Annotated in this window: 9 protein-coding genes; 4 read left to right on the top strand and 5 right to left on the bottom strand. The window is 72.4% G+C overall.

All coding sequences use genetic code 11. The annotated features are described in order from the left end of the window. On the bottom strand, positions 1-840 hold an 840-nt coding region (gene cbiB / locus C667_RS15465), incomplete at its 3' end, for an adenosylcobinamide-phosphate synthase CbiB (protein ID WP_004368416.1). 142 nt (positions 841-982) lie between these two features. Here cbiB and C667_RS15460 point away from each other — a divergent pair. From C667_RS15460 to C667_RS15450, 3 genes are all read left to right on the top strand, one after another. After that, a complete protein-coding gene (locus C667_RS15460) occupies positions 983-2521 on the top strand; it encodes a cobyric acid synthase (RefSeq protein ID WP_004368414.1) in 1539 nt (512 codons plus the stop codon). 18 nt (positions 2522-2539) lie between these two features. Continuing rightward, positions 2540-3385 (top strand): NADPH-dependent 7-cyano-7-deazaguanine reductase QueF, encoded by an 846-nt coding sequence (gene queF, locus C667_RS15455; RefSeq protein ID WP_004368412.1) that lies wholly within the window; start codon positions 2540-2542, stop codon positions 3383-3385. 124 nt (positions 3386-3509) lie between these two features. Beyond that, complete coding sequence (locus C667_RS15450; protein ID WP_004368410.1) at positions 3510-3818, top strand: c-type cytochrome; 309 nt, start codon at positions 3510-3512, stop codon at positions 3816-3818. 63 nt (positions 3819-3881) lie between these two features. On the opposite strand, the gene C667_RS15445 is transcribed toward C667_RS15450, so the two are convergent. From C667_RS15445 to C667_RS15430, 4 genes are all read right to left on the bottom strand, one after another. Then, entirely contained in the window at positions 3882-6086 is a 2205-nt protein-coding gene (locus tag C667_RS15445; protein ID WP_004368408.1) for an EAL domain-containing response regulator, read from the bottom strand. A gap of 52 nt (positions 6087-6138) precedes the next feature. Next, on the bottom strand, positions 6139-8097 hold the full coding sequence (locus tag C667_RS15440) for a sensor histidine kinase (RefSeq protein ID WP_004368406.1): 1959 nt from the start codon (positions 8095-8097) through the stop codon (positions 6139-6141). Positions 8098-8207: 110 nt separating this feature from the next. Next, the gene (locus C667_RS15435; RefSeq protein ID WP_004368404.1) at positions 8208-9344 is read right to left on the bottom strand and encodes an EAL and HDOD domain-containing protein; all 1137 of its coding nucleotides are present in this window, start codon (positions 9342-9344) and stop codon (positions 8208-8210) included. A 13-nt stretch (positions 9345-9357) separates the two neighbouring features. Next, entirely contained in the window at positions 9358-10371 is a 1014-nt protein-coding gene (locus tag C667_RS15430) for a CDP-6-deoxy-delta-3,4-glucoseen reductase (protein ID WP_004368403.1), read from the bottom strand. A 21-nt stretch (positions 10372-10392) separates the two neighbouring features. Here C667_RS15430 and C667_RS15425 point away from each other — a divergent pair. Next, positions 10393-10828, top strand: a 436-nt coding sequence (locus C667_RS15425; RefSeq protein WP_039921777.1) for an NAD(P)H-binding protein, incomplete at its 3' end; no start/stop codon positions are given.

The raw sequence follows: 10828 nt of genomic DNA, 5'->3' as shown, positions 1-10828 counted from the left end.
GCCCTCGCCCAGCGCCGGGCGGTGCTCTTCGCGGCCGTGGTAGATCGCCGCGCCGCCCAGGCGCACGCCGAGCGCGCCCGCGCCCGCCGCCATCACCGGTCCGGCGTTCGGGCTGTCCCAGGCCGGCGCCTGAGTACGCCAGCACGCGAGCGCGCGCCGCGTATGCCCGAGCAGGGCGTAGGTGAGCGCGGTCAGGCGCGCCGGCAGCCAGCCGAGGAGGTCGTCGATGCGCGCCGCCGCCCAGCCGAAGTGCAGGTGGCGGGGCGTGCGGTAGCCCCACATCGCATCGAGCGTGTTCGCGAGGCGGAACAGCACCACCCCCGCGCCGCCGCCGAGCACGAACCAGAGCAGCGCGCCGAACACGGCGTCGTTGCCGTTCTCCAGCACCGACTCGGTGGCCGCCCTGGCCACGCCCTCCGTGTCGAGCGCGCGGGTGTCGCGGCTGACGATCCAGCCCACGCGTTCGCGCGCCGCGTCCAGGTCGCCGGCCGCGAGCGGCGTCGCCACCGCCCGCGCATGCTCGGCCAGGCTGCGTCCGCCGAGCGCGAAGTACAGCAGCATGCTGTCCACCACCCAGTGCGCCTGCGGGTGGAGCGTGCGCAGCCACAGCGCGAGCGCCACCCAGGGCAGCACCGCGAGCGCCCAGGCGAGCAGCCCCGCCAGGCGCATGCCGGTCTCGTTGGTGCCGAAGAACAGCCGGCGGCAAGCCTGCTCCACCCAGCCCGCCCAGCGCCCGAAGCCGACCAGCGGATGGAAGCGCCTCGCCTCGCCGAACACGCGATCGGCGAGCAGGGCGGCGGCCATCTTGATGGCGAGGACGAGGAGCAGGGAGAGCGACATGGCGGGTGGGAGCGGAGGGGGGCAGGGGCGTTGCACCGGCCCGGCCGGCAGACGCGGGCGCACGGGCCGCCTTTGCGCAGCGGGCAAGGTCCGAATCGGCGATAATTCGGCCCCTTTTTGCAACGAGGCGGGATTCTACGCGATGTCCTCCCCGATCACGCTGATGGTCCAGGGCACCACCTCCGACGCCGGCAAGAGCACGCTCGTCGCCGGGCTCGCGCGCTGCCTGCGCCGGCGCGGCCTGCGTGTGGCGCCGTTCAAGCCGCAGAACATGGCGCTCAACTCCGCCGTCACCGCCGACGGTGGCGAGATCGGCCGCGCCCAGGCGCTGCAGGCGCTCGCCGCCGGCGTCGCCCCGCACACCGACTTCAACCCGGTGCTGCTCAAGCCCTCCACCGACATCGGCGCCCAGGTCGTCATCCACGGCCACGCCGTCGCCAGCCTGTCGGCAAAGGACTACCACGCCTACAAGCCCACCGCGATGGCCGCCGTGATGCAGAGCTGGGACCGCCTGTGCAGCGCCTACGGTGCGGTGCTGGTCGAGGGCGCCGGCAGCCCCGCCGAGATCAACCTGCGTGACCGCGACATCGCCAACATGGGCTTCGCCGAAGCCGCCGACGTCCCGGTGGTGCTGGTCGCCGACATCGACCGCGGCGGCGTGTTCGCCCACCTCGTCGGCACCCTCGAGCTGCTGTCGCCCTCCGAGCAGGCGCGCGTCAAGGGCTTCGTCATCAACCGCTTCCGCGGCGACCTCGGCCTCTTGCAGTCCGGCCTCGACTGGCTGGAGGCGCGCACCGGGCGGCCGGTGTTCGGCGTGCTGCCCTACCTGCACGGGCTCTTCCTCGATGCCGAGGACGCGCTCGCCGACAGCGCCGCGGACGTGCGCGCGGGCGAGGCCGCGCTGCGCGTGATCGCGCCGGTGTACTCGCGCATCTCCAACCACACCGACCTCGACCCGCTGCGCTTGCACCCGCAGGTGGATTTCCGCTGGATCGGCCCCGGGCAGGCGATCCCGCCCGCCGACCTGATCGTGCTGCCCGGCTCGAAGAGCGTGCAGGCCGACCTCGCCTGGCTGCGCGCCCAGGGCTGGGAGGCGGCGATCCGCCGCCACCTGCGCTACGGCGGCAAGCTGATCGGCATCTGCGGCGGCTTCCAGATGCTCGGCCGCGAGCTCGCCGATCCGCTCGGCCTCGAAGGCGCGCCCGGCGCCATGGCCGGGCTGGGCCTGCTCGAGGTGGACACGGTGCTCGAGCAGCACAAGCAGCTGCGCAACCTGCGCGGCCGGCTCGCGAACCTGTCGCGGCACGACGGGTCCGATGCGGAACACGGGCTCGGCGCGGACGTGACCGGCTACGAGATCCACATGGGCGTCACCTCCGGCCCGGCGCTGGCGAGGCCGGCGCTGTGGCTGGCGCAGGACGGGGACGGGGACGCGCCAACCCGGCCCGACGGCGCGATCTCCGCCGACGGGCAGCTCCTCGGCACCTACGTCCACGGCCTCTTCGACGCCCCTGCGGCGCTGTCCGCGCTGCTCGCCTGGGCGGGGCTGGACGCGCAGGCGCTGGAAGGGGCTGGCGCGGTCGATCTCGCCGCCCGCCGCGAGGCCGATCTCGACCGCCTCGCCGATGCGATCGAGGCCCATGTCGACCTGGCGGCCCTGTTCGCCCCCGACCGGATCTGAATGCTCGCAGGACCCACGATGAACCCAGACACGCCCCGCCGCCACGGCGCAGAAGAATCCCTGCTCGGCCAGGCGGTCGCCTACCGCGACACCTACGCCCCCGAGCTGCTGTTCCCGATCGCCCGCCAGCTCAAGCGCGACGAGCTCGGCCTGCACGCCGACGCGCTGCCCTTCGTCGGCGAGGACCTGTGGAACGCCTACGAGCTCTCCTGGCTGGATGCGCGCGGCAAGCCGGTGGTGGCGCTCGGCGAGTTCCGCGTGCCGGCCGCCTCCCCGCGGCTGATCGAGTCGAAGTCGCTCAAGCTCTACCTGAACTCCTTCAACCAGCAGCGCTGCGCGAGCGTGGAGGAGGTACGCGCGACCATCGCGCGCGACCTCTCGGCGGCGGCCGGTGCCGCGGTGGCCGTGGTGCTGCGGCCGCTGCACGAGCGCCCCGGGCGCCGCTTCGGCTATCCCGAAGGCGTCTGCCTCGACGCCCTCGAGATCGACATCGAGCGCTACCAGCCCTGCCCGGAGACCCTGCGCGCCGAAGGGCCGGAGGTGGAGGAGACGTTGTACTCGCACCTGCTGAAATCGAACTGCCTGGTCACCGGCCAGCCCGACTGGGGCACCCTGGTCGTGCGCTACCGCGGCGCGGCGATCGACCGCGAGGGCCTGCTGCGCTACGTGGTGTCCTTCCGCGCCCACAACGAGTTCCACGAGCAGTGCGTGGAGCGCGTGTTCTGCGATCTCATGGCGCGCTGCAAGCCGCAGGAGCTTGCGGTGTGGGCGCGCTACACCCGCCGTGGCGGGCTGGACATCAACCCCTTCCGTGCCAGCCGCGCCGGGTTGCGCGCGGACGAGGCGATGGAAGTGCGCCAGTGAGGGCGTCGCATACCGTGACAGCATGCGCGGCAAATGTGCAACATCGTGTGCGGGCCCTGCCCAAACGGGCGCATGCGGTGGTTTAATACGTGCCTGTAACAACCAACACCAAGAGGTAAGGAATATGAAGGCTCTCGTTGCTGCTGCGGTCGCTGCTGGTCTCCTCTCCGCTTCGCCCGCGTTCGCGTCCGAGGCGCTGGCCAAGTCCAAGAACTGCCTGGCCTGTCACGCGGTGGACAAGAAGCTGGTCGGCCCCTCGTACAAGGAAATCGCGGCCAAGTACGCCGGCCAGGCCGATGCCGCGGCCATGCTTGCCGACAAGGTCAAGAAGGGCGGCGTGGGCACCTGGGGCAAGGTCCCGATGCCCCCCAACCCTCAGGTCAACGACGCCGACGCCAAGGCGCTGGTCGACTGGGTCCTGTCGCTCAAGTAATGCCGCATCCCGGGCCGGCGCAGCCGGTCCGCATGCCTCCAGGGCCGGCGCAAGCCGGCTTTTTTACGCCGGTGCGGCCTGCAGGCCGGCGTTGCCGGCGCCGAGGAAGAGGCGCTCGGGCTGGCGCAGCCAGCCGAGCACCTCGGCGGCCGGGGCGGGGCGGGCGAACAGATAGCCCTGCATGACCTCGCAGCCGAGCGCGCGCAGCGCATCGGCCTGCTCGAGGCTCTCCACCCCTTCGGCCACCAGGTTGAGCTCGAAGCCGCGCGCGATGCCGGTGATCGCCGAGATGATCGGGTTGGTCATCGGGCCCTCGAGGTCGCGCACGAAGCTGCGGTCGATCTTCAGCGTGCTGACCGGGAAGCGTTGCAGGTAGGCGAGCGCCGAGTAGCCGGTGCCGAAGTCGTCGATCGCCACGCTGATGCCGGCCTCGCGCAGCGCGCGCACCTTGGCGGCGATGTCGGCGGTGTCGTTCATCATCAGGCTCTCGGTGATCTCCACCTCGAGGCGATCGGGGGCCACGTCGTGGCGGCCGAGGCAGGCGCGGATCTTGCCCACCACGTCGCCGCGCTGGAAGTCGCAAGCCGACAGGTTGATCGACACGCGCGGCGCGATCACGCCGTCCGCCCGCCAGCGCGCGAGCTGCGTGCACGCGGTCTCCAGCACCCAGTTGCTGAGCTCGCCGATGAGCCCGACCTCCTCGGCCACCTGGATGAAGGTCGTCGGCGGAATCGCGCCCAGGCTCGGATGGTTCCAGCGCAGCAGGGCCTCGAGGCCGACGATGTCGCGCGTGGCCAGGCTGACCTGGGGCTGGTAGTGAAGGTCGAGCTCGCCGCGCGCGACGGCGCCGCGCAGGTCGTTCTCGAGCGCGATGCGGTCGCGGTGGCGGCTGTTGAGCTCGGGGTCGAAGAAGCGGAAGGCGTTCTTGCCCGAGCGCTTGACCTGGTACATCGCCGCGTCGGCGTGGCGGGTGAGGTCCTCGGCGGTGGTGCCGTCGCGCGGGAAGAGCGCGATGCCGACGCTGACCGTGGCGCGGAACTCGCCCTGGCTCAGCCGCACCGGGGTGGCGAGCGCCTCCAGCACCTTGCGCGCGATCACCTCCGCGTCCTCGGGCTGGTTGATGTCCGGGAGCAGCACGGTGAACTCGTCGCCGCCGAGGCGGGCGAGGGTGTCGCCGCGGCGCAGCGTGGCCGACAGCCGGCTCGCGATCGCACGCAGGAGCAGGTCGCCCTCGGCGTGGCCGAAGGTGTCGTTGACCAGCTTGAAGCGGTCGATGTCGATGAACATCACCGCGAGCGCGCCGGTGCGGCGTTGCGCCTGCGCGATCGCGAGCTCGAGGCGGTCCTTGAACAGCACCCGGTTGGGCAGGTGGGTGAGCTGGTCGTGGTAGGCCTGGAAAGAAATGATCTCCTCGGCGCGCTTGCGCTCGGAGATGTCGCGCGCGACGCCGTAGAGGCCGATCACGCGGCGGTCGTTCTCCTGCGTGACCATCGGGATGCCGGTCAGCGACACGGTGACGCTGCCGCCCTCGCCGCCGCCGTCGCGCCGCGAGCGCAGGCGCAGTTCGACGTGGAAGCTCTCGCCGGGCAGGCTGCTCGGCTGGCTGAGCAGGGTGTCGATGCGGTCGAGGTCCTCGGGCATCACCAGGGTGGTGAAGGGGCGCTTGATGAGGGTGCTGCGCTCGTGGCCGAGCAGGGCCTTGACGCGCGGGTTGATGTAGGTGAAGCGTCCGCTGCCGTCGAGCGTGAAGATCATGTCGGGCGAGCTCTCCACCAGGTAGCGGTGCAGGCGCTCCGAGTCCTTCAGGCGCTGGCTCATCAGCTTGTTGGCGCGCTCGAGCGTGCCCTTGTGCAGGGCGCCGTCGACCGCGCGCTGCAGCTGCGCGACGTGATAGGGCTTGCGCACGTAGTCGTCGGCGCCGCCGCGCAGCGCGCCGATGGCCGCGTCGATCGCGTCCTCGCCACTGATGATGATCACCGCCTCGTCGCGCTGGTGGTCGGACAGCCAGTCGAGCAGGGCGAGGCCGTTGGCGTCGGGGAGGCGATAGTCGAGCAGGACCAGCGCGTAGCGCTGCTTCTCGAGGCGACCGACCGCCTCGCCGATGCTGCCGCATTCGTCGAAGAGGCGCCCGGGGCGGGCGAGTACGTGCGGAAAGGTGCGGCGCAGGGCCGGATCGTCATCGACGATCAGGATGCGCACGCGGTCGGCGTCGTCGCCGGCACTGGCGTCGATCCGAGGCCTGAACCCGTTTTCGGCCGGAGTGACCATGGCTCCCGGAGGCTGCGAGGTGGAGGGTTTGTTCGCGCGCATGATGCAACACTCAGGCGCTTTGTTCCAGCGGAACGAAGATCTGGAAGCTCGTGCCGGCGCCGGCCTGGGTGCGGCACAGCAGGGTGCCGCCCCATTGCGCGAGGATCTCGCGCACCACCGCGAGCCCGAGCCCCTGGTGTTCGGCGCCCTTGGCGCTCGGGCGCGGGCTGAGCGGATCCTGGGCGCGCTCGACGGGCAGGCCGGGGCCGTTGTCGACGAAGCGGATCTCGAGGCAGTTGCGTCCATCGACGTTGACCAGCGGCAGCACCGAGACGACCAGGCGCTGGCCTGGCTGGAGCGCCTCGGAGGCGTTGCGCAGCAGGTTCAGCAAAACCTGCTTGAGCGCCGAGGCCGGGATCGCGGCCGGCGGCACGTCGCGTGCGGCGCGCAGCTCGAGCTGGATCTGGCGGCTGCCGAAGAGCGGCTCGCCGTACAGCGTGCGCATGTCCAGCAGCAGCTCGGGCACCCGGCAGCTGCGCATCTCGGAGGTCTCGACGGGCAGCTCGGCGGCGCTGCGCAGGAGCTTGTCGATGCGGTCGAGCTCGGCGTTGAGCAGGCTCATCTCGTCCTGCAGCGTGCTGTCGCCGGGGCGCTCGAGGGCGAGCATGTCGATGCGAGTCTTGAGCACGGTGAGCGGGTTGCTCGCCTCGTGGGCGATCCGGCGCACATGGTCGCGGAAGCGCCGGTGCAGCGCGGCCTCGCGTTCGGCGATGGCGTCGCGCTGGCGGGCGTGGCTGCGCAGCGCGCGCGCCGCGGCGCCGAGCAGGGCGGCGTAGCGCCAGCGCAGCTCGCTGTCGAGCGCCTGGGCGGAGGCGGTGGCGACCAGGGCCACGCTGGTGTCGCCCGCGCCACCGAGCGGGATGACGTGGAAGCCCGGCTGCCCGAGCCAGCGCGCGACCTGCCAGTCGGCGACGCTGCGCCCGGGCAGGCCGCCGTCGCCGAGATAAGAGCAGGGCTGCTCGCTGCGTGCGCCGAGGGCGATGCAGCTGGTCTCGTCGTCGAGGCGCAGGCGCAGCTCGCCGATCAGCAGGTCGGGGCTGGCCGCGGCGGCGCCGAGCAACGGGCGCAGCCGTCCGTCCTCGCCGCCGCCGAGCAGCACCGGCGGCGTGTGCAGGCCGAACAGCGGGCAGGCGATCGCCAGGCGGTCGCGGATGGTCGCCGCGTCCAGGTCGACAAAGGCGGCGGTGAGCAGGCCGAGCATGCCGGCGTAGCGATAGGGGTCGTCCGCCAGGCGCAGGGTCGGGCAGGCGGCGCCCGTGCCGGGGAAGCCGGGTGGGGACGGATAGGCCGCATGGCCGGAGAGGATGTAGCCGACGTCGGTGCGCAGCGCGACCACGCTCCCGCTCTCCAGGCCGGTCAGCCCGGCGGCCTCGTCGACACGCTCCTGCCAGTCGGCGCCCGCGAGCCGGCGTGCGGCGGCGAGCAGGGTGAGCAGCGGATGCATCGCGCCGCCGGCGACGGGGTCGGCATCCTCGAGTTCGAGCGCGTCGGCAAGGCTCGCCGGCAGGCCGCAGTCGGCGACCAGCGCGGGCAGCGTCGGCCGCCGTCCCGCGATCCACCCCGCCGATCGCGGCAGGCCGAACCACAGCCCGGCGAGGTAGGCCTCGTCGGGGCGCGGGTAGTCGGTCTCGATCGCGAGGTGGAGCGCGCATTCGGCGCGCAGCAGCGCGGCGTCGGGGGTTTCGTCCGGGCTGTTGCCGACGTGGCCGAGGCCGAGCAGCCAGGCGCGCAGCAGGTCGGTGCCGATGCGCTCCAGCCGGCGCCGCAAGGCGGCGTTGAGGCCGTCCTGCAGTTCGCCCGGGTGCAGCGGGTCGGCCAGCAGCAGGGCCAGGCTCAGGGCCGGGTCGCGCGCGGCCACGAGGGCGATCTCCGCCCAGTTCGGCGTCTGCGCCGCGAGCATGCGCAGGATCGTCGACGCGCCGTCGGGCAGGGGCTGGAGCTCGAAGGCGCTGAGGTGGGCGGCGAACATGCGATGGACGGTTGGAGGGAGAGCCGGCGGATTCTAGCGCGGCCCTATCCCTGCTCGCCGTGAACGATGTTGCAGTCGACCCGGAATGGCGTGGCCGTGGCGGATGAGACTCACCCGTGCAGGCTGTCGGCGAAGCCGAGCCCGACGAGCTGGGCACGGTTGACCTGCTCGCAGCCCAGGTGGAGCTGGTCGACCGCCGCCTGCAGGGCCTTGGGGTCGAAGCTCTCGCAGCACTGCGCGAGGTGGAGGAAGGGGGCGAAGTCGCCCTGGCCGTAGAGGAGCGCCTCGCTCACCCGCGGCGGCAGGTTCATCTCTTCGAGCAGGGTCTGGATCGAGGTGCCGAGCAGGGTGTGCAGCAGCGAGAAGGCGCCGGTGATGAAGAGGTTGTCGTGCTCGGCGGCGTCGAAGAAGCCCGCGCCGATCTCTTCCATGAAGCGCCCGCGTGCGATCGCGGTCTGCATCAGCGCCGGGGCGCTGGGGTCGCGGCTGGCGGTGACCAGCAGCAGCGACAGCCACTTGTTGAGGGCGTCGTAGCCGAGGATGCTGACTGCGTGGCGGAAGGACTGGATCTCGACCATGAGCCCGAAGCCCGCCGAGTTGATGTAGCGCAGAAGCTTGAAGGAGAGCGCCACGTCCTGCTTGAGCACGCCCTCGATCTCGCGGATGTCGCCGTTGTTGCGCACCAGGTTGAGCAGCCGCACGATCTGCGCGTGCCCCGGCGTGAGGCTCTTGGCGGGCGGATTGCCGTGCAGGAAGAACCAGCCCGAGGCGCCGTCGTAGCCCGCCGCGACCGCCTGGCGGAAGGCCCCGATGTCGGCAAGGCCCCAGGCCAGGCTGAGGCCGGGCGAGCCGGCGGGCTCCGGGTGGCGGCGCGCGTCGATGAGCACGAAGCGCCAGTCGTGGCCGGCGGGCAGCGCGGCCTCGGGCTGGAACCAGGTCAGGCACATGCCGGTGCCGGCTTCGCGCAGGCGCGCGATCAGCGCCTGGGTGTGCGGATGGGCGAGCGTCTGCACCGGGATCTCGATCGCCACGTTCTCGGGGATCGCCCAGTCCAGGAGCTCGGGCGTCGGCACCAGGCGGCCCAGGCTGACGAACACCGGGTGGTGGGTCGGCCAGACGTCGGCCTGGGCGGCGAGCGCCTCGACCACCGAGGCGATGTTGGGGCCGTGGGCGATCAGGCGGTTGGCGGTGATCGCGCGGTTCTTGTTGACGACCGGCTCGCGGGTCAGCAGGGTGGTCTGGCTCATCGGGCGTTCCGGGTCATCGGTCGGAGGGCTGGGCGAAGGTGAAGGCGTCGGCGAAGAAGGCGTCCTCGGGCAGGCCGCGCCCGCCGCAGAAGTCGGCGCGCGCGGCGTCGATCAGCGCCGGGGCGCCACAGGCATAGACCTCGTGGGCGGAGAGGTCGGCGAAGTCCTCGAGCACCGCCTGGTGCACCAGGCCGCCGCGCCCCTCCCACGCCTCGTCGGAGAGCACCGGCACGTAGCGCAGCCCGGGCAGCGCCGCCTCCCAGGAGCGCGCGAGCGCGTCGAGGTAGAGCCCGTCGCGCCTGCGCGCGCCCCAGTACAGCGTGATCGGGCGCTGCAGGCCGATCCGGATGGCGTGCTCGACGATGCCCTTGATCGGCGCGAAGCCGGTGCCTCCGGCCACCATCACGATCGGCCGCGTGGAGTCCTCGCGCAGGAAGAAGCTGCCCAGCGGGCCCTCGAAGCGCAGGATCTCCTTCTCGATCATGGTCTCGAAGACGTGGCCGGTGAAGCGGCCGCCGTCGATGCGGCGCACGTGCAGCTCGAGATGGCCGGCGTCGTGCGGGGCGTTGGCGATCGAGAAGCTGCGGCGCTGGCCGTCGGCGAGCAGGATGTCGATGTACTGGCCGGCGCGGAAGGCGAAGTTCTCGCTCGCGGGCAGCTTGAGCTCGATGCGCATCACGTCCTCGGCCAGGCGCTCGAGCTTCTGCACGCGGCAGGGCAGCTTCTTGACCTGGATGTCGCCGGCCCGGGTCACGCTGCGCGCCTGCACCACCAGGTCGCCGCGCGGCCTCGCGCAGCAGAACAGGGCGAGGCCCTCGGCGCGCTCGGCCTCGCTCAGCGCGCCGGAGGCGTGCTCGGCGTGCTCGACCTCGCCCTCGAGCACGCGGCCCTTGCAGGCGCCGCAGGCGCCGTCGCGGCAGCCGTGCGGCAGCAGCAGGCCGGCGGCGAGCGCGGCCTCGAGCACGGTCTGGTCGTCGTCGGCCTCGAAGGTGTGGTTGCCGGGCTGGAGGGAAATCCGGTGGCTCATGGTGCGTGAGATAATCGAACGATGAAAAGGATACTGATCGTGGGCAGCGGCGACGTCGCCCGCCGTGCGCTGCCCTGGCTGGTGCGTCGCTTTCGCGTCTTCGCGCTCGTCCGCCAGCCCGAGGCGGCGGTCGAACTGCGCGCGCTCGGCGCGGTGCCGGTGGTGGGCGACCTCGACGATCGCCGCAGCCTGCGCCGCCTGGCCGGCATCGCCGACGCGGTGCTGCACTTCGCTCCGCCGCCGCAGGCGGGCGACGGAGACCCGCGCATGGCGCGGCTGCTGGCCGCGCTGGCAGGGCGTTCGAGTCTACCACAGGGGGTGGTATACATAAGCACGACAGGGGTTTACGGCGACTGCGCGGGGGCCCGGGTGGACGAGACGCGGCCCTGCCGGGCGCAGACCGCGCGCGGCCGCCGGCGGGTGGATGCCGAGCGCCGCCTGCGCGCCTTCGGCCGGC

Origin of the sequence: Thauera phenylacetica B4P, from assembly GCF_000310225.1 — a bacterium.
Lineage (GTDB): Bacteria > Pseudomonadota > Gammaproteobacteria > Burkholderiales > Rhodocyclaceae > Thauera > Thauera phenylacetica.
This window is presented reverse-complemented; position numbering and strand designations above follow the sequence as displayed.

Bases quoted from the DNA above. Each gene is read 5' to 3' on its own strand.
- C667_RS15460 (WP_004368414.1), top strand. From the start codon at position 983: ATGTCCTCCCCGATCACGCTGATGGTCCAGGGCACCACCTCCGACGCC.
- queF (WP_004368412.1), top strand. From the start codon at position 2,540: ATGAACCCAGACACGCCCCGCCGCCACGGCGCAGAAGAATCCCTGCTC.
- C667_RS15450 (WP_004368410.1), top strand. From the start codon at position 3,510: ATGAAGGCTCTCGTTGCTGCTGCGGTCGCTGCTGGTCTCCTCTCCGCT.
- C667_RS15445 (WP_004368408.1), bottom strand. From the start codon at position 6,086: ATGGTCACTCCGGCCGAAAACGGGTTCAGGCCTCGGATCGACGCCAGT.
- C667_RS15440 (WP_004368406.1), bottom strand. From the start codon at position 8,097: ATGTTCGCCGCCCACCTCAGCGCCTTCGAGCTCCAGCCCCTGCCCGAC.
- C667_RS15435 (WP_004368404.1), bottom strand. From the start codon at position 9,344: ATGAGCCAGACCACCCTGCTGACCCGCGAGCCGGTCGTCAACAAGAAC.
- C667_RS15430 (WP_004368403.1), bottom strand. From the start codon at position 10,371: ATGAGCCACCGGATTTCCCTCCAGCCCGGCAACCACACCTTCGAGGCC.